Genomic DNA, 18880 nt, shown 5'->3' on the forward strand with positions numbered 1-18880 from the left:
GCGCGCCGGCAGCCCGCTGCCGCCGCGCACGCCCCACGCCTTGCATCGACATCATCGCGCCGTTTTCGCTGCGGCATTGGCGGTACCGCCACCCGCGACGGACGCCGTAGCGGTCGCCGTGGTGGATATGGTCTTACCGGCGCCGTCGATGCGGAAGGTATGCACCATGCCGCCCAGCGGGATCTTGTCGAAACCGGCACCGAAGGCCAGTCCGGCCGCACCCAGCGCACCGTACGGATCGCTCGGGTCCAGGCCGCCGGTGACCGGCAGGCCGATCCAGCCGCCGATGCCGGAGAACACCGCGATGTACTGGTGACCATTGGCCTTGTAGGCGATCGGGTTGCCGATGATGCCGGAGGGCAACTTCATCTCCCACAATTTCTTGCCGGTGTCCTTGTCCACCGCGCGGAACCAGCCATCCAGCGTGCCGTAGAACACCAGCCCGCCGTCGGTGACCAGGGTGCCGCTCCATACCGGGAACTTCTCCTTGATCTCCCATTTGGACTTGCCTTCCACCACGTCGAAGGCCTTGACGATGCCCAGCGCGCCTGGCTCGTTGGGCTTCATCATCACGTTGGCGAACACATATGGCAGACCCATCATGGTGTTGCCGCGTTCCTGCGGTTCCAGCTCCATGTGCCAGTTGTTGGTGCCGCAGAAGAACACCGCCGCATTGGCCGGATCCACCGAGCAGGGCTGCTGGTCCTTGCCACCCATCGCCGAAGGGAACGCCTGCACCTTCTTGCCACGTTCCAGCGGCGAATGCGCGGCCACCTTCACCGGCCGGCCGGTCTTCATGTCGATGCGTTCGGCCCAGTTGGCCGGCACGAACTTGTGCGCGCGCAGCAGCGTTCCGTCACGGCGATCCAGCACGTAGGCAAAGCCGTTGCGATCGAATTGCACCACCGAGGGCACCTGCTTGCCGTCGATGCTCAGATCCACCAGGATCGGTTCGTTGATGCCGTCGTAATCCCACTGATCGAACGGGGTCTTCTGATAGCCCCACACCGCTTCGCCAGTATCGATCTTGCGCGCGAACAGCGTCATCGACCACTTGTTGTCGTGCTCCCCGTTGTTGCACTCCTCCTGCGTGGTCTTGCCGCAGCGATACGAGGGACTCCACAGACCGGGATTGCCGGTGCCGTAGTACACCAGCTTCAACTTGGGATCGTAGCTGTACCAACCCCAGGCCGCGCCGCCGCCGCGCTTCCATTCGTCGTTGGGGAAGGTCTTCACGCCCAGATCGCCGAGCTGGCCGTATTGCGGATTGGCCTTGTTGAAGTCCGGGCCCAGACAGATCGCCTTGTCGGTGCCGGCCGCATCGCAGGACCAGGCCTGCTTGCCATCGGACAGGTTGTAGGCCGCCACGCGACCGAGCACGCCGAACTCGTTTCCGCTGATGCCGGCCACCACCTTGCCGTCGGCGATGATCGGCGCCATGGTGATCGTCTCGCCCTTGTCCGGGTGTGCGAGCTTCTGCTTCCACACTTCCTTGCCGGTCTTGGCATCGAGCGCGATCACATCGCCGCTGAGGCTGCCGAACACCAGCTTGCCATCGGCATAGGATGCGCCGCGGTTGACGGTGTCGCAGCAGGCCACCGCCACCGAACGCTCGTCCTGTTGCGGGGTGTACTTCCACAGCACCTTGCCGCCATCGTCCTGCGCGGCCAGGTCGATCGCGAACACGTTGTTCGGGTATGCGCTGACCATGTACATGATGTTGCCGATCACCAGCGGCTGCCCTTCGTGACCGCGGGTGGCATCGGTCTTCATTTCCCACGACATCTTCAGATTCTTGACGTTGTCGCGGTTGATCTCGGCCAGCGGGCTGTGGCGGGTCAAGGCGAAGTCGCGGCCGATCCCGCCCCAGTTGTCCGGGTTGCCTGCATTGCTGGCGAATTCGCCATCGGTATCGACCACGGCGGCGGCCGGTGCAGCGGCGGGAGCCGCGCCAGGCGTGGGTGCTGCGGTCTGCGCCGGCGTGTCCTTCTTGCAACCGGACAACACGGCGCTCAGCGCAAGCATCAGCAGCGCGCCGCGGCGAAGGCTGCGGCAGGAAGATTGGTGCATATGCGTCTACCCCTCTCGGTGAAGAATCCAATCGAACGAAGCCACTGGCGTTTGATGCACGCGACGACGGCGCAAACGGGTGGGTACCGCCGGAAGACTCAGCACAGCGCGTGCCAGCGGGCTGTTGCGGCGCAGCACCTTGTCGTGCAAAGGCCTTGTCTTGGCTGCGTCTACATGGCGCGAAAGGTGTAACGGTTCTGGCACACTTTGCGCCGCACGCGCTGTCGCAGCGCCGGTACAGCGCTACCTGGCGGGGCTGCACGCTGCCGGACAGTGTTTTGATGGATACATGGCTCCACCCGGCGTGTCGGGCAGGCTTGCCGCAGGCACTGGCATGCTCAATCGTTGAGGAACCTGCGCGGCGCGACAGCTGCAGGGATCAGGGCACGCGATGCTTTCGTTGCGGCGGCATTGCGACGCCGCCGACCCGCTCGACGCTTACCGACCGAGGCGCTCGCACTGGCTGCGCGGACGCGGACGACACACGGCTGCGCGGGCGTGCACTGACCACGTGCGAGCCGGTGTCAGAGACCCGGCTGCCGGATCGCAGTCTTCCCGACCGGGCGCAAGTGGTAGTGGTGGATCCATCGATGGCTGCATCGGATGGCGCGCTGGAGCATGGCGTTCTCTTCGATGCGGATACGGCGCGCTAATCAGCCGGCGCGCGCCAGTGCTGCAGGAGCCCGGCGCAATCCTGCAGGCGCCAGTCGGCCAGGCCGGACCAGCGGTCGCCCACGACGTTGACCAGCACGGTGGCGGTGCCGGCGGCGCGGCCGCATGCCAGATCGTTGCGATGGTCGCCCACCATCACCAGTGCCGCCGCGGGCACGTTCCAGCGCCGCTGGAAGTAGTGCAGCCCATCCGGTGCCGGCTTGGGCGCGGCCTCGTCGCGACCGACGATATCGTCCCAGGCGAAGGCATCGCCGACGCCGATCGCGCGTAATGTCACCTGCGCCAGCTCGCGCGCGTTGCGCGTCAACAGCCCCAGGCGACAGCCATCGCCCTGCAGTGCACGGACCAGCTCCAGCGCACCCGCAGCGGGTTGCGCAGCCTCGGCCAGCGCACGTTCGTGTTCCAGCAGCCAGGCGTGTTTCGCACGCGACTGCGCAGCCGGCAGCGCGGCCAGGTGATGCAGGATGTCGTGTTCGGGCGGAATGTCCAGCTCGCGCCGGATCAGCGCGAAGTCGTGTACCGGCCGGGTCAGCGTGCCGTCCATGTCGAACACCCAATGCCGGTACGCCGACAACGGCAGGCGTGCGGCGATCGCGCCCTCCATGCGCTTACTTCCAGCCCGGCATCTGGGTGGTATCCAGGCCGCCGACCTCGAACTCCGCAGTGCGCGTACCGCCGGCCTTGACCGGAAACGCGATGCTGATGCGTTTGGCAGTGCGCACCAACTTCCACAAGGCCTTGTCGTCGTCGATGAACATCGCGATCGCCTCGTCGGTATCCGGGCGATGCGCCGCCATCGCGCGCGGTGCGCCGCCATCGACCGCCACCTGCACCTTGCAGCCGCGATAGCAATCGAAATCGCCGGCCTTGAGAACGAGATAGCTATGCCGCTTCCATTGCGGGTGGTCGCGAAACACCAGGCTGACCGGTTTCGGCCCGCTGCCATCCACGTCCACGCGCGATCTGGCCTCGATCATCGCCGAGCGCTGCGTACCGCCCTTGGCCGGCACCTGCGAGTACGCCCAGAGCGCCTGCATGCGCCGCAGTTCGCGGGCCTGCTCGCCCTTGGCCTTGATGTCGGCATAACCGGGTTCGATGCGTGTCGCGGCGGCGGTACCGGCATAGCCTTCGAGCAGGGCGGCCCCATGCGCACGCGCCATGTCCCAGTTCTGTGCCGCGACAGCCTCGTCGTATTGCTTGGCCAGCGCATCGGCCTCGCGTTGCTTGACCTGCGCCTGTGCAGCTTCCTGCGCCTGGCGCTGCGCCTGGCGATCGGTACAGGCGGTCAGGACGGCGACGCACAGGGCGGCGCTCAACAGATACTTCATCGTCGACTCCAGGGCAGATTCAACGACAACCATACCAGCCCACCGATGCGCGGTTGATCAACGGAAGGAGCTGTCTCGTCGCGACGCGGCATTCCCGCCGAAGCCGGCTGAGACACGACACGCATCATTATCAAACACCGTAGAACGCACCCGGGCGCGATGGGGGCGTGACCGATAAAGCCCCACCGCGCCCGGGTGCGTTCCTGCGCGGCGCGATGCGCGACGCAGGATACACGCCCTCCCAGGCTGTTACGGCTGCGCCGGCGGCGCTGCCTTGGCCTTGGCGATCATCTCGGCCACCGACGCGGTGGTGATCGGGTGATAGCTCGGCTTGGCCTTTTCGAAGGCCTGCTCGGCGAACGCGATGCCGTCGGGCGTCTTCAACAGTTCTGCATAGATCGGCAGCACCAGCTTGCGCCGCCCCACCCGCTCGATGAACTCGCCCGCGGCCGCGCGTGCCTCGGTATAGCCGCTGCGGATCGCCAGCGGATACCAGCGCATGGCGATCTCGCCATTCGGCGTGCCGGTGAAGTGGTAGGCCTCGTCCAGCTGCTTGAGCTGCTCCGGCTTGAGCGTGGCACCCATGCCGCTGAGGAAATGCACCCACTCCTGCGTGCCCCACTCGCCGGTGACCTGCTTGCTGGGCAGTGTGCCGCTGCCGCTCCAGGCGATGCGCGCGGTGTCGACGATGGAGAAGCTGCGCGAGCGCGCCTTGGCGGCGAAGGCCGGGATGCCCGGCTGCTTCAACCACGCATCCACTTCGGCCGCGGTGACCGTGGTGGGATGCTTGGCGAGCAGATTTTTCTGCAGGTAATCGACGAACTGGTCGGTGGTCGCGCTCTGGAAGGCGTGATCGTCGAACCAGCCACGCAGGAACGGGTCGAACACCTCACGGCCGAAGCGCTGCTCCAGGAACTGCAGGAACCAGGCGCCCTTGACGTAGGCCACCTGGCTCAGTGCCTCGTCCGGGTCACGTTGCGCCAGCGGCGGCAGTGCCAGGGTCTGGTCGGCCGGCGTCATGTCCTTCACTTCGGCCAGCAGATCGCCCTGGTCGATCTCGCGCTCCATCTCGGCCATCTCCGCGCCATACAGCGCCTCGGTGATGCGGCCCTGCACGTAGGTGGTAAAGCCCTCGTTGAGCCAGATGTCCTTCCAGCTGGCGTTGGTCACCAGGTTGCCGGACCAGCTATGTGCCAGCTCGTGCGCGACCAGCGACACCAGCGACTTGTCGCCGACGATGACGGTGGGCGTGGCGAACGTCAGGCGCGGGTTCTCCATGCCGCCGAACGGGAACGACGGCGGCAGCACCAGCATGTCGTAGCGACCCCAGCGATACGGGCCATACAGCTTTTCGGCCGCACCGATCATCTTCTCGGTGTCTTCGAACTCCTTGGCAGCCTTGTCCGCCATCGCCGGCTCGGCCCACACGCCGGAGCGCGCGGAGATCGGCTTGAACACCACATCGCCAGCCGCGATCGCCAGCAGGTACGACGGAATCGGCTCGGGCATCTTGAAGCTGTAATCGCCATCGCGCGCGGCCTGGGGGTCGTTGTCGGCGCTCATCAGCACCATCACGTCCGGGCGCGAGGTCACATGCGCGCTGTAGGTGAAGCGCACGCTCGGGGTGTCCTGCAACGGCACCCAGCTACGCGCGTGGATCGCCTGCGACTGGCTGAACATGAAGGGCAACTGCTTGCCTTCGGTCATCGACGGCTCCAGCCACTGCAGGCCCGAGGCGGTGGGTGCGGTGTGATAGGTGATGACCACCTTGGCGGGCTGGTTCGGCGCCTCGATGGTGAGCTTGCTGCCGAAGGTCTTGTCGGCCGGTGCCAGTGCGAATTGCAGCGGCGACAGGCCGCCCTTGCCATCGTCGGCCTGCACCTGGGCGATGCTCAGTTCGCGGGTGTCCAGCACCAGCTGCTTGGCGGCCTTGTCCTTCCACTCCAGGGTGTAGGTGGCGGTGCCGCCGATCTGCTTGCTGTCGAAATCCAGCTTCAGATCCAGCGCCAGATCCTTGATCACCACCAGCTGCGGCTGGGCATAGGAACTCTCGTCGTGGTTGCGGGCGTCTGCTTTCACGGGGGCCTTGGCAGTGGTGGCTGGCGCGGCGGTGGTGGACGCCGGCGGCGTGGAGTCATTGGAACAACCGGCCAGCGCGATGGACACGGCCAGGGACAGCGACAGGAGCGGAAAGCGCATCGACGGCACCACAACGAGGAAATCGGGCATTTTAGCGCTACGCGGCAGGGCCTGCCCGCGCCGTTGCCGGCTGAGCGCAGCCAGGCAAACACGGCAGCAGGAACGAAGGTCGCGCTCGCTTGCCGCAGGGCGATCGCTGCCGCTCGCCTGCAGCCCTGGCGGGAACTGGCGGATCCGCGGGACCGCGGTGCCGTATACGGTAGCGGCTCAGCCGCACTCGCCGAGCGGACCAACCCGCGGACGCACGCCAGGACCGTGTGCCACGCGATGCAGCCCACGCCCGGCGCATGCATCGGCCGCGTCTGCACCGACAGCGCGCCTGCCGGCGCAGCCGACCGTCAGGCCACCGGATGATCGCGCGGCATGTCGTGCCCGTCGCGGACCAGACGCCGGCCACCGGAGAACTTGGCGCGATACATCGCCGCATCCGCACGCCGATACAGCTCGGTGGCATCCAGACCCTGCGCACACACCGCGCTGCCGGCGCTCAGGTGCAGTGGCGCTTCCTCGCCATCTTCGCGTTCAAGCATGGACAGCCATTGATTGAGCTTGAGCGTGGCCTCGTCCTCGCTGGCATGCACGCCGATCAGGAATTCGTCGCCGCCCCAGCGGCCGATCCAGTCCTGCGCGCCCAGCCAGCCGTAGGCCGATTCCACCAACCGTACCAGCACGCGGTCGCCGGCCAGATGCCCGAAGCGGTCGTTGATCGGCTTGAGGTTGTCCATATCCAGCACGAACAGCACGAACGGCCAGCCTTCGCGCTGCGCGGCAGCCACCGAATCGCGCATCGCCTGTTCGCAGCCGCGCCGGTTCAGCGCTTCGGTGAGCGGGTCGAACAGGGCGTGCTTCTTCAGGTCGCGCATGCCCGCGTCGATACCGCGCAGGCTGCGGTTGATTCCGCGCAACAGGCGGCCAAGCTCGTCGTCGCCGTGCTCGGGCAGGCTGGGCAGGCGCTGATCGGCGTAATAGGTATCCAGTGCGTCGGCGGCAATGCGCAGCGGCGCCAGGAGTCGATACAGGGCCGACAGCGTCAGCGCGGTGCCCGCCAAGGTGGCCAGCAGCGCCACGATGACCACCGACCACAGCAAGCGCCCGCCCAACTCGCTCTGCGCGGCCAACCACGCGATCAACAGCAGCAACGGCAGATGGATGCCGACAAATGTCACCGCCAGCAGCTTGGCGCTGAAGGAACGGGGAAACACGCGCGAGAGCCCGGCGTACAAGCGCATCCAACTCTCCGACAGAAGTAGCGCCTAGTGTGGCCGACCGCCCGTGGAGCCAACGCGACGGAGTTCGCAGAACTCCGTCAGTGCGCACGCTCTTGCAAGGAAGCGATGGTGCGCCAAGCGAACGCAGCCGACCCGCGGTGGACGGCGCGCGTGGGCGCAGCGCATCGGCCCCGTCGGCGCCGCGTCAGATCTTGTAGCCGGAGTGGATGGCCACGATGCCGCCGGTGAGATTCTTGTAATGGCAACGCGCAAATCCGGCCTCGCCCATCATGCCCTTCAGCGACTCCTGCGGCGGATGCTTGCGGATGCTCTCGGCCAGGTACTGATAGCTGTCGGCATCGCGTGCGAACAGCTGGCCCAGCTTTGGCAGGATCTTGAAGGAATGGAAGTCGTAGATCGGCTTGAACCAGTCGGCGGTGACCTCGGAGAACTCCAGCACCCGCGCCTGGCCGCCGACCTTCAGCACGCGATACATCTCGCGCAGCGCGGCGTCCTTGTCGGTGACATTGCGCAAACCGAAGGAAATGGTCACCAGATCGAAACTCTGGTCGGGAAACGGCAGCGCTTCGGCATTGCACTGCACATAGTCGAATCCTGCCACCAGGCCGCGATTGGTCAGGCGGTCGCGGCCTACCGACAGCATGCCGGCATTGATGTCGCCCAGCACCACCGCGCCTTCCTCGCCCACGCGCTCCTTGAGCAGCACGGCGATGTCGCCGGTGCCGCCGGCCAGATCCAGGACCCGGTCGCCCGGCTTCACCTGCGCGGTGGCCACGAAGTAGCGTTTCCACGCGCGATGGATGCCCAGGCTCATCAGATCGTTCATCAGGTCGTAGTTGCGCGCGACCGAGGTGAAGACTTCGCCGACCAGCTTCTGCTTGTCCTTGGCAGCGACGTCGCGAAAGCCGAAATGGGTGGTACCGGAGGTATAGGGGGATTCGCTCATGGGGCGGATTATCGCACTGCTGACGCCACCATGACTGCAACCGGACCACAATCGCGAACTCTTCCACTACCGGCCCTGCGAGCATCGCGTGCGCGACAAGTACGCCCAACGCGACTGGCAGCCTCACGAGCGGCCCACCCTGCCGGGCTCGGCCTCCACGCCGTTGCACCCGACCAGGCGCCGTATTCAGTACGGGCTGGTGGGCGTGGTGGTGGCGCTGACCGGGGGGCTGAGCAATGCGCTGGTCACCGCCAACCTGCCATACCTGCAAGGCGTATTGGGCGCCTACAGCACCGAAATGGCCTGGCTGCCAGCCGCCTATGTGATGACCAACATCTCGGCCAACCTGCTGCTGGTGAAATTTCGCCAGCAGTTCGGGCTGCGCCGTTTCACCGAGATTTTCCTGGCGCTGTATGCGGCCATCGCCTTCGCGCACCTGTTCGTGCACAGCCTGAGTTCGGCGATCACCGTGCGTGCGGCGCATGGGCTGGTGGGCGCAGCGCTCAGCTCGCTGGGGCTGTACTACGTGATCCAGGCCTTCCCCAATGCATACCGTCTCAAGGCGGTGGTACTGGGGCTGGGCATCACCCAGCTGGCCTTGCCGCTGGCGCGGGTGTTTTCCACCGACCTGCTCGAATTCGGGCAATGGCAGGGGCTGTACCTGTTCGAGTTCGGCTTGGCGGTGTTTGCGCTGGCCTGCGTGCTCGCACTCAAACTGCCGCCCGGCGACCGCTACCGGGTGTTCGAACCCCTGGATTTCCTCACCTTCGGCCTGTTCGCCACCGGGGCGGCGGGCCTGGCCGCGGTACTGTCGCTGGGCCGGCTGCTGTGGTGGACCAGCACCCCGTGGCTGGGCGTGGTGCTGGCGTCCTCGATCGTGCTGCTGTGCGCGGCCACCTGGATCGAGCACAACCGCCGCAACCCGATGATCAACACGCGCTGGCTGGCCAGCGGCGACATGCTGCGGCTGGGCCTGGCGATCCTGCTGATCCGGCTGGTGCTGTCGGAGCAGAGCACCGGAGCGATCGGCTTCTTCCAGACCCTGGGCCTGGCCAACACCCAGCTGCAGACCCTGTTTGCGCTGATGCTGCTGGGCGCGGTGCTGGGCGTCGCCGCCAGTGCCTGGCTGATCAATCCGGCGCGCATCGCCGAACACCTGATCATCGCGGTGGCCGCCATCTGCATCGGCTGCTTCATGGACGCCGATGCCACCAGCCTCACCCGTCCCGAACAGATGTACGTCAGCCAGTTCCTGCTCGCCTTCGGCAGCACCTTCTTCATCGGCCCGGCGATGGTGGCCGGCATCGGCCGGGTGATTGCGCAACCCGGCAACCTGATCAGTTTCATCGTGCTGTTCGGCATGGCGCAGAACATGGGCGGACTGCTCGGCAGCGCGCTGCTGGGTACCGTGCAGGTAGTGCGCGAGAAATACCACTCCAGCCAGTTGGTGGAGCACCTGGTGCTGACCGACCCGCAGGTGGCCGCACGCGTGCAGGCCTATGCGAGCGCATACGGCCACACCATTGGCGATCCCGCTCTGCGCCAGGCGCAGGGAGTGCGTGCGCTGGGCAGCGTAGCCACCCGCGAAGCCAATGTACTGGCCTATAACGATGTGTTTCTGCTGATCGGCTGCATTGCCATCGCCACCGGGTTGTGGATCCTGTCCGTTCTGGTGTGGCGGCGCTACCTGCGTCCTGCCGTCTCGCCTCCCTCCCCTGCTTCCAGCGCACGCCCATGAATACACCCGCAGAGCCCTCTCCCGTCGCCGAGCGGCAACGCCGTCGTCGCCGTCGCATCACCGGCGCCATTGGATTCGGTGGCCTGGCACTGCTCGGCGTGGCGCTGGTGCTGTACGCATGGCGGCTGCCACCCTTCGTCAGCGCCATCGAACGTACCGAGAACGCCCTGGTGCATGGGCAGATCACCGTGATCGCACCGCAGGTCAGCGGCTATGTCACGCAGGTACTGGTGCAGGATTTCGCACATGTCAGACGCGGCCAGTTGCTGGCCACCATCGACGACCGCATCTACGCCCAACAGTTGGAACAGGCCAAGGCGCAGGTGCAGACCGCGCAGGCCAATCTCGCCAACTGGGAGCAGCAGCGGCATGGCGCACAGGCCACCATTGCCGAACAGCGCGCGGCATTGCGCAGTACGCAGGCCCAGCGCGAACGCACCCGTTCGGCCTATGCCCGCGCGCAGCAGCTGGCCAACCAGAAGCTGGTGTCCGAGCAGGACCGCGATACGGCCTTCGCTGCGCGTGCGCAGGCCGAGGCGGGCGTGACGCAGGCCCGCGCTGCAGTGCAGGCAGCTGAAGAAGACGCCCGCAGCGTCACCGTCAATCGCGCCGCGCTGGAGGCTGCGGTCGCCAATGCGCACGCCGCGCAGCAACTTGCGCAGATCAACCTGGACAACACCCGCATCCTGGCCCCGCGCGATGGCCAGCTTGGCCAGCTCGGCGTGCGCCAGGGCGCTTACGTCACCAACGGTACGCAGCTGATGTCGCTGGTGCCGGACACGCTATGGGTGGTGGCCAACTTCAAGGAAACCCAGATGGCGAAGATCCGTATCGGGCAGCGCGCCAGCTTCACCGTGGATGCGTTGAACGACGCGACCCTGCGCGGCCGCGTGCAGGAGATCTCGCCGGCCGCCGGCTCGGAATTCAGCGTCCTGCCGGCCGACAATGCCACCGGCAACTTCGTCAAGATCGCCCAGCGCATCCCGCTGCGGATCGATGTCGATCCCAACCAGCCTCTGGCGGCACGGCTGCGCCCGGGCATGTCGGTGGTGGTGGCCGTGGATACCGCCAGCGCCGCGGACTGAGCCCAGCATCGGCACGCCGCACCTCGCGTACTCGCGCGCCGATGCAGCCGCTATCATGCGGCAATGCCCTCTACCGCTCGCGTCCACCTGCAGTGGCACTCACTGCGCTTTTCCCAACTCGACAGCGCCCAGCTGTATGCGTTGCTCAAACTGCGCACCGACGTGTTCGTGGTGGAGCAGCAGTGCCCCTATCCCGAGCTGGATGGCAAGGACACCGAGCCGGATGTGCTGCATCTGCTTGGAACAACCGACACCGCCGAGCTGGCCGCCTATCTGCGCGTGTTGCCACCCGGACTGAGTTATCCCGAGCCCAGCATCGGGCGGGTGGTGATCGGCCCGCCATTTCGCGGCAGCGGGCTGGCGCACGCGCTGCTGCGCGAAGGCATACGCCTGGCCCACGCGCACTGGCCGGCCTGCGCCATTCAACTCGGCGCGCAGGCGCATCTGCAATCGTTTTACGCCACGCACGGATTCGCACCGGCGTCCGCGCCCTATCTGGAAGACGGCATTCCCCACCTCGACATGCTGCGCCCTGCCGGCGCAGCGCCCATGGAGCCTGCATGATCACGACCCCCGACTATCGCGCCCTGCTCGACACCGCCATCGCCGAAGCCCGCCAGGGGCTTGTCGAAGGCGGCATCCCGATCGGTGCGGCGCTGTATCACAACGATGGGCGCCTGCTGGGTTGCGGCCACAATCGCCGCGTGCAGGAAAACGACCCGTCCGTGCACGGCGAAACCGACGCCTTTCGCAAGGCCGGCCGCCAGCGGCGTTACAAGGACACCATCATGGTCACTACGCTGGCGCCGTGCTGGTACTGCAGCGGGCTGGTGCGCCAGTTCAACATCGGGACCGTGGTGGTGGGCGAGTCGGTGACCTTCCAGGGTGGTATCGCCTGGTTGCGCGAGCACGGCGTCAATGTGATCGACCTGCAAAGCCAGGAGTGCATCGACCTGCTCGGCGGCTACATCGCCGCCAATCCGGATGTATGGAACGAAGACATCGGCGAGGACTGAGACATCGGGCGGGCGCCAGCAGCTCCGACAGCAATTGCGAGGGCTGCTCGCGTCATGCCGCAGGCTGTCGATGCCGCCCACCGGGTGTCAACGCGCGTTGACGCGTACGGCGCTAGTCTCGCGCTTTGCCCAGGGGGGATCGCTTCAATGGCAGTGGTGGACATCGTGATACCCGGCCGCGCCACCGCGCCGCCGGTGATGGAAGCGGCAGGCGATGTACAGGACGCGGGTTCGCTGGCGCTGGAAGGAGCGCATTGCCCTCATCCGCCCTTCGGGCACCTTCTCCCGCTGGCGGGAGAAGGAGACATGCCGGTGGAATCGACTCCGCCCTTCGGACACCGTCTTGCGCTGGCCGGAGAAGGAGACATGCCGGTGGAATCGACTCCGCCCTTCGGACACCGTCTTGCGCTGGCCGGAGAAGGAGACCTGCCGGTGGAATCGACTCCGCCCTTCGGGCACCTTCTTGCGCTGGCCGGAGAAGGAGACCTGCCGGTGGAATCGACTCCGCCCTTCGGACACCGTCTTGCGCTGGCCGGAGAAGGAGACCTGCCGGTGGAATCGCCGGGGGCCACGAGCGTCGCTGGCCCGGAGACCGCATTGCCGACGCAGGCTCCTCGTTCGAACATGACCCCGAGCCGGCTGACACGGCCGCGGTGGCCGACACTCGCCGATACGGCCGCCAATGCGAACGCGCAACTGGGCGCGCTCCTGCTCCAACGCTATGGCGCCAGCCTTCGCGGTAGCCAGCGCTGATCCCGAGGCCTTCGTATCGGCGTGCGCGTGAGCTCGATGCAAGCGCTGCGCCCGCCCGGTGACGCAGCCCTTGCCTGGCCTTCCAACCTACGGCGTCAGAGAATGTAGCGGCTCAGGTCCGGATCCTGCACCAGCTCGCCGAGCTGCGCATCCACATAGGCCGCGTCCACCGTCACGCTCTGGCCATCGCGGTCGGGTGCCTCGTAGCTCAAACCGTCCAGCAGGCGCTCGAGTACCGTGTGCAGGCGGCGGGCGCCAATGTTTTCCTGGCGTTCGTTGACCTGTGCGGCGATCTCGGCCAGGCGTTCCACTGCATCGGCACCAAAGCTCAGCGACACACCTTCGGTCTGCAACAGCGCTTCGTACTGCTTGATCAATGCAGCCTTCGGCTCGGTGAGGATGCGCACGAAATCGGCCTTGGTCAGTGCGGTCAGCTCCACCCGGATCGGGAACCGGCCCTGCAGCTCGGGAATCAGGTCACTGGGCTTGGCGAGGTGGAAGGCGCCAGAGGCGATGAACAGGATGTGGTCGGTCTTGACCGTGCCGTACTTGGTCGACACGTTGGAGCCTTCCACCAGCGGCAGCAGATCGCGCTGCACGCCTTCGCGGCTGACATCGCCTCCGCTGGAGCCGGCCTCGCCGCGCTTGGCCACCTTGTCGATCTCGTCGATGAACACGATGCCGTGCTGCTCGCAGGCATCGATCGCTGCCGCGCGCACATCGTCCTCGTTGACCAGCTTGCCAGCTTCTTCCTCGATCAACAGCGGGCGCGCCGCCTTGATGGTGAGCTTGCGCTTCTGCGACTTGCCTCCACCGATGTTGGCGAACATCTGCCGCAATTGCTGGCCCATTTCTTCCATGCCCGGCGGGGTCATGATGTCCATGCTGGCATTGACCGCGACCTCCAGTTCGATCTCGCGTTCGTCCAGCTCGCCATTGCGCAACATGCGGCGGAACTTGATGCGGGTCTCGTTGTCCTGCGACGACGGCTCGTTGCGCGCGGCTTCGGGGTCAAAACCGATCCCGGCGGTACGGCGCGGCAGCAGTGCATCCAGGATGCGGTCTTCGGCGCGCTCTTCGGCCTGGTTGCGCACTCGTACCTTGGCCTGTTCGCGGTACAGCTTGACCGAGGTGTCGGCCAGGTCGCGGATGATCTGCTCCACGTCCTTGCCGACATAACCCACCTCGGTGAAGCGCGTGGCTTCCACCTTGACGAACGGCGCATTGGCCAGGGTGGCCAGGCGCCGCGCGATCTCGGTCTTGCCGACGCCGGTGGGACCGATCATCAGGATGTTCTTGGGCATCACCTCGTTGCGCAGCTCTTCGGGCAGCTGCATGCGTCGCCAGCGGTTGCGCAACGCGATCGCCACTGCACGCTTGGCATCGTGCTGGCCAACGATATGACGGTCGAGTTCCTGCACGATTTCGCGCGGAGTCATGGTTGAAGTATCGGGATTTGGCATTGGGGATTGGGGATTGGGGATTCGTAAAAGCGGAGTAGGAACGATCGATGCATGTCCGGGCGCAGGGAAAGGAGTGCGGTTGCCAATCTCCAATCCCACATCCCGAATCACAGTTCTTCGACCACCACGTTGCGATTGGTGTAGATGCAGATGTCGCCGGCGATGTTGATCGCTTCGGTGGCGATGGTCCTGGCGTCCAGCTCGGTGTGCGCCAGCAGTGCGCGTGCGGCAGACAGGGCGTACGAACCACCCGAACCGATGGCGATGATGCCGTCTTCGGGTTCGATCACATCGCCGGTGCCGCTGATGATCAGCGAGGTTTCCTTGTCGGCCACCGCCAGCAAGGCTTCGAGCTTGCCCAGACGACGCTCGGTGCGCCAATCCTTGGCCAGTTCCACCGCCGCACGCGTCAGCTGACCGTGCTTGTCGAGCTTGGCTTCGAACAGCTCGAACAGAGTGAATGCATCGGCCGCAGCACCTGCGAATCCGGCCAGCACCTGACCCTCGCGACCGAGCCGGCGCACCTTGCGCGCATTGCCCTTCATGACCGTATGGCCCAGGGTGACCTGGCCATCGCCGGCGACGGCGACGTGTCCACCACGCCGCACCGAAATGATGGTGGTGGCGTGAACGATGTTGGGGTTCTGGCTGGGGTCCATGGATCCTCCGGGGGTTTCCAAGGAGGTGGGGACGGCCCCGCCGGGTTCAAGCGCGCTGCGATGAAGCGACGCGGGGACGCGACGCAAGGCCCCGCTGACGCGCCAGCCATCTGGCGCCTCTCTCCCACCGGGAGAGGGGTTGGGGTGAGGGTCCCTGTGCCGACATTGAATCCAACGCCCGTAGACACTCTCTAGACTGCAATTTTTTTTTGGAAATGTAAGGGCAGGAGACGCTGTGCTGATCACAGTCTTTGACCATGACATTGGCGCATGCGCGTTTCAGCCTCACAGCGTTCGAAACAAATTAGCCGTAGAAATCGAGGCTACTAGCGCACGTACCCTCGCCCCAATCCCTCTCCCGAGGGGAGAGGGGGCTTTGAGCACCTCCACAGAACGCGCCCATCGCTGCATCAGTTGCATCATGCGGCGATATCGCTGACATCACGCACACGCGAGCTCACTCGGTCGATTTCTTGCGCCTGGCGCGTGGATGCGCGGCGTCGTAGACCTTGGCCAGATGCTGGAAGTCCAGATGCGTGTAGATCTGGGTGGTGGCGATATCGGAATGACCGAGCAACTCCTGTACGCCGCGCAGATCGCCGGACGACTCGAGGATATGGCTGGCAAAACTGTGTCGCAGCATATGCGGATGTACGTCCTTGAACATGCCCTGCCGCACGCCGAGCTGCTTGATGCGGATCTGCACGGCGCGCTGCGAGATCGCGCCGCCGTCGCGGCCCGGGAATACATGCGCCTCGGCATGTCCGCCACTGTCGCGCTGCCACGCACGCAAGGCCGCGATCGCATGCGAACCCACCGGCACCAACCGCTGCTTGCCGCCCTTGCCCAGCACCGTCACCAGGCCGCTGGCCAGATCAAGGTCGCGCCAGCGCAGGGCGCACAACTCGCTCAGGCGCAGGCCGGATGAATACACCAGTTCCAGCAAGGCGCGGTCACGCAGGCCCAGCGGGGCATCGGTGGGCACTTCGACCAGGCGCACGGCCTCATCGGCATCGAGCACCTGCGGCAGCTTGCGCGGCGCCTTGGGCGCACGCAACGCCGCCGCGGGGCTGACCGCGATATGACCGTGCTTGAGCAACCAGGCGTAGTAGCTGCGGCACGCAGACAGGCGCCGCTGCAGGCTCTTGGCCGACAGCCCGCGCCGGTGTTCGTCAGCGACGAACTGGCGCAGCCGTGCACTCTCCAGTTGCGCCACCTGCAGCGGCGCGCCGTCGCGCGTCGCCTGTGCGCCCACCCAGCTCGACAGCGCGGCAAGATCGCGCCGATACGCATCCAGGGTGTGCGCCGACACCTGACGTTCGACCTGCAGATAGGCCAGGAAGTCATCGACCGACGACATCGACATCGCGCGCGCCTACGCTTGCGCCGCTGCCGGACGCAGGCATCGCAACCGGGCCGGCAGCGGTTGCGTTGTTTGCATCACGTGTCGAAGCGCTGCAGCGCCACGCTCAGCGATTCGCCCATCATGCGCAGAAACAAGGTGCCCATGCCCGGATAGAAACGGTTGGCGTCACCGCTGCCCACCGCGATCAGGCCGATGCCGGGCAGCGGCAGCAGTGCGGTGGATTGCACCTCACCCGCGCGCTCGGCGTACAGCAGTGCATGCTTGTCGGCCTGCAGGCGGCCGCAGATCGGCTCGCCATCGCTCAGGCAATCGCGAAACGGCGCCAGCCGCGCATCGTCGGCAGGCAGGGTCTGCAGCCAGTCCGCGTCCAGACCGGGCACGGGCGCCAGCAGCACCAGGCGCACCAGATCGCCATTGAAATCTTCCGCCAGCGAAGCCGCCATGGCCTTGAGCGTGTCGGCTGCGGTGCGTTGGCGCATCAACGCCAGCGTCAGCTGATGCGTACGCACCGCCAGGCGCTCGTTGACCTGGGCGTTGCTGCCCAGGTCGTGCAGTCGCCGCGACAGCTCGCGATTCTTGTCGCGCAACACTTCCAGTTGGTAGGTCGCCAGCGACGCGGTGGGGCCGTCGTCGCGCGGCACCAGCAGGCTGACCGCCAGATCCGGGAACTGCTTGAGGAAGGTGGGATGGCGGCGCAACCATGTCGCCACATCGTGCGCGCCCAGTTTGTCGGCGGTGTCGCTCATCAGATCCATTCTCCATCGAAGACGAACACGGCCGGGCCGGACATCACCACGTCCTGCCCGTCGCCGGGCCAGCGAATACGCAACTCGCCACCCGGCAGCGACACGCGCACGTCGCGCTCGACGCGGCCACGCTGCATCAACACCACCGCCGCCGCGCAGGCGCCGCTGCCGCACGCCAGGGTCTCGCCGACACCGCGCTCGAACACGCGCAACTGCACATGCGCAGCATCCACCACCTGGGCAAAGCCGACGTTGACCGAATCGGGAAATGCGGCGTTCTGCTGCAACAGGCTGCCGACACGTTCCACCGGCGCGGCGTCCACACGCCCCACCTCGACCACTGCGTGCGGGTTGCCCATCGACACCGCGCCGAAACGCACCGTCTCGCCGTGCACGGGCAAGGCGTATTCCTCGCGTGCATGCGCAAAGCCGGCCAGCGGGATCTGCGCCGGCTCGAAGCGCGGCACGCCCATGGCGACCGCATAGGTTCCGGCATCCACCTGCTCCACCGCATGCGCGCCAACCGGGCTGTCGATGACGAAGCGCTCGGCGTGCGCGACACCCTCGCGCACCAGCCAGGCCGCCACACAACGCGCGCCATTGCCGCACTGGCGCGCGGCCGAACCGTCGGAATTCCAGATGCCGTAAGCGGCCACCGCAGCATCGCTGCGTGGGGCTTCGATGGTCAGGATCTGATCGCAGCCCACCCCGAAATGCCGGTCGGCCAGCCGGGCCGCCAGGGCGGCGTCCGGCGGCGGCGCGCCGTTGCGCAGGTCCAGCACCACGAAATCGTTGCCGGCACCGTGCATCTTGGTGAAACGCAGGCGCTCGGCGCGGCCGTCAGCGCTCATTGCCGCTGCTGGCGGGCTGGTCGTCGGTGGTGGAGGCAGGCGGGCCATCGGTCTGCTCCGGCTCGGTCTGCGGTTGCGCCGCATCCGGCGCCGGCGGCACCGGCTGGGCTTCCACCGGCACCGGCTTCTGCGGCATCACCAGCGGGCCTTTGTTGCCGCAGGCGGCAAGCAGGACAAGGGTCGCACCAACCAGTGCGAGACGAACGGAAGGTCGGGACATGAGGCTCATGACCCGAGTATAGCCAGAACGTCCTGACTGCCGTGCGCTCAGTGCGGCATGGGCAACGAGCGCGGTGGCGGCTCGGGACGCAGCCACAGCCAGATCGCCACCACCGCCATGCTGCCGATCGACAGACACTTCACCCACAGGATCGGCACGCACCACAGCATGATGCCGGCGCACACGCTCATGGTGAGCGTGGCCATCCACTTGGCCTTGCGGCTGACCGCCCGGTAGGTCTGCCATTCCACGATGGCCGGGCCAAAGCGCGGATGCGACAGCAGCCAGCGATGCAGGCGCTCGGACCCGCGCGAGGCGGCCCAGGCCGAGATCAGGATGAACACGGTGGTCGGCAAGCCGGGGACGAAGATTCCGACAATGCCGGTCGCCAGGCTGGCATAGGCCAGCAACCACCAGGCCCAGCGGAATCGGTTCGGTCGCGTCATGGACGAATGATACGGCCAGCGGGCGTCGAGATGATCCGGGCATCCCCTTCTCGCACCGCGACAAGGGGCCCGAAGGGCGGAGGGAGACGTCTG

18 protein-coding genes are annotated in these 18880 nt (G+C 66.4%); 5 read left to right on the forward strand and 13 right to left on the reverse strand.

The genetic code is table 11. From position 1 onward, the window contains the following. Nucleotides 1-51 precede the first annotated feature (51 nt). From LL962_RS17865 to ubiE, 6 genes are all read right to left on the reverse strand, one after another. Nucleotides 52-2070, reverse strand: coding sequence for a methanol/ethanol family PQQ-dependent dehydrogenase (locus LL962_RS17865; RefSeq protein ID WP_329957097.1), 2019 nt, complete (start codon nucleotides 2068-2070; stop codon nucleotides 52-54). Between the two features lie 649 nt (nucleotides 2071-2719). Next, nucleotides 2720-3346, reverse strand: coding sequence for an HAD family hydrolase (locus LL962_RS17870; protein WP_228317883.1), 627 nt, complete (start codon nucleotides 3344-3346; stop codon nucleotides 2720-2722). Between the two features lie 4 nt (nucleotides 3347-3350). Next, on the reverse strand, nucleotides 3351-4070 hold the full coding sequence (locus LL962_RS17875; protein WP_228317884.1) for a hypothetical protein: 720 nt from the start codon (nucleotides 4068-4070) through the stop codon (nucleotides 3351-3353). 249 nt (nucleotides 4071-4319) lie between these two features. Beyond that, complete coding sequence (locus LL962_RS17880; protein ID WP_228317885.1) at nucleotides 4320-6269, reverse strand: M1 family metallopeptidase; 1950 nt, start codon at nucleotides 6267-6269, stop codon at nucleotides 4320-4322. 338 nt (nucleotides 6270-6607) lie between these two features. Continuing rightward, nucleotides 6608-7498, reverse strand: coding sequence for a GGDEF domain-containing protein (locus tag LL962_RS17885; RefSeq protein WP_167395211.1), 891 nt, complete (start codon nucleotides 7496-7498; stop codon nucleotides 6608-6610). 184 nt (nucleotides 7499-7682) lie between these two features. Then, complete coding sequence (ubiE, locus tag LL962_RS17890) at nucleotides 7683-8444, reverse strand: bifunctional demethylmenaquinone methyltransferase/2-methoxy-6-polyprenyl-1,4-benzoquinol methylase UbiE (protein ID WP_228317886.1); 762 nt, start codon at nucleotides 8442-8444, stop codon at nucleotides 7683-7685. Nucleotides 8445-8532: 88 nt separating this feature from the next. Here ubiE and LL962_RS17895 point away from each other — a divergent pair, with 88 nt between their 5' ends. The 5 genes from LL962_RS17895 (at nucleotide 8533) to LL962_RS17915 (ending at nucleotide 13036) form a co-directional block, all read left to right on the forward strand. After that, complete coding sequence (locus tag LL962_RS17895) at nucleotides 8533-10182, forward strand: MFS transporter (protein WP_228317887.1); 1650 nt, start codon at nucleotides 8533-8535, stop codon at nucleotides 10180-10182. Further along, a complete protein-coding gene (locus LL962_RS17900; protein ID WP_228317888.1) occupies nucleotides 10179-11267 on the forward strand; it encodes an HlyD family secretion protein in 1089 nt (362 codons plus the stop codon). Before LL962_RS17895 ends, LL962_RS17900 begins: the two co-directional genes overlap by 4 nt. 63 nt (nucleotides 11268-11330) lie before the next feature. Beyond that, nucleotides 11331-11831, forward strand: a complete 501-nt coding sequence (locus LL962_RS17905; RefSeq protein WP_228317889.1) for a GNAT family N-acetyltransferase — start codon at nucleotides 11331-11333, stop codon at nucleotides 11829-11831. Further along, a complete protein-coding gene (locus LL962_RS17910) occupies nucleotides 11828-12283 on the forward strand; it encodes a nucleoside deaminase (RefSeq protein ID WP_228317890.1) in 456 nt (151 codons plus the stop codon). Before LL962_RS17905 ends, LL962_RS17910 begins: the two co-directional genes overlap by 4 nt. 147 nt (nucleotides 12284-12430) lie before the next feature. Further along, nucleotides 12431-13036, forward strand: a complete 606-nt coding sequence (locus tag LL962_RS17915; RefSeq protein ID WP_228317891.1) for a hypothetical protein — start codon at nucleotides 12431-12433, stop codon at nucleotides 13034-13036. A 95-nt stretch (nucleotides 13037-13131) separates the two neighbouring features. Here the strand turns inward: LL962_RS17915 and hslU are convergent, their stop codons facing one another. The 7 genes from hslU to LL962_RS17950 form a co-directional block, all read right to left on the reverse strand. Beyond that, on the reverse strand, nucleotides 13132-14499 hold the full coding sequence (gene hslU, locus LL962_RS17920) for an ATP-dependent protease ATPase subunit HslU (protein WP_228317892.1): 1368 nt from the start codon (nucleotides 14497-14499) through the stop codon (nucleotides 13132-13134). 107 nt (nucleotides 14500-14606) lie between these two features. Continuing rightward, nucleotides 14607-15158 (reverse strand): ATP-dependent protease subunit HslV, encoded by a 552-nt coding sequence (gene hslV / locus LL962_RS17925; RefSeq protein ID WP_026112384.1) that lies wholly within the window; start codon nucleotides 15156-15158, stop codon nucleotides 14607-14609. A 457-nt stretch (nucleotides 15159-15615) separates the two neighbouring features. Further along, nucleotides 15616-16518: a tyrosine recombinase XerC gene (gene xerC, locus LL962_RS17930; protein ID WP_104585830.1), complete on the reverse strand. Its 903-nt coding sequence runs from the start codon at nucleotides 16516-16518 to the stop codon at nucleotides 15616-15618. 80 nt (nucleotides 16519-16598) lie between these two features. Then, complete coding sequence (locus tag LL962_RS17935) at nucleotides 16599-17270, reverse strand: DUF484 family protein (protein WP_228317893.1); 672 nt, start codon at nucleotides 17268-17270, stop codon at nucleotides 16599-16601. Beyond that, nucleotides 17270-18121: a diaminopimelate epimerase gene (gene dapF / locus LL962_RS17940; protein ID WP_228317894.1), complete on the reverse strand. Its 852-nt coding sequence runs from the start codon at nucleotides 18119-18121 to the stop codon at nucleotides 17270-17272. Before dapF ends, LL962_RS17935 begins: the two co-directional genes overlap by 1 nt. Then, the gene (gene lptM / locus LL962_RS17945; RefSeq protein WP_104585836.1) at nucleotides 18111-18350 is read right to left on the reverse strand and encodes an LPS translocon maturation chaperone LptM; all 240 of its coding nucleotides are present in this window, start codon (nucleotides 18348-18350) and stop codon (nucleotides 18111-18113) included. Before lptM ends, dapF begins: the two co-directional genes overlap by 11 nt. Nucleotides 18351-18388: 38 nt before the next feature. Then, a complete protein-coding gene (locus LL962_RS17950) occupies nucleotides 18389-18787 on the reverse strand; it encodes a YbaN family protein (RefSeq protein WP_228317895.1) in 399 nt (132 codons plus the stop codon). Between the last annotated feature and the right edge of the window lie 93 nt (nucleotides 18788-18880).

The sequence above is a fragment of the Xanthomonas sp. NCPPB 1067 genome, assembly GCF_020783795.1.
Classification (GTDB): domain Bacteria; phylum Pseudomonadota; class Gammaproteobacteria; order Xanthomonadales; family Xanthomonadaceae; genus Xanthomonas; species Xanthomonas melonis.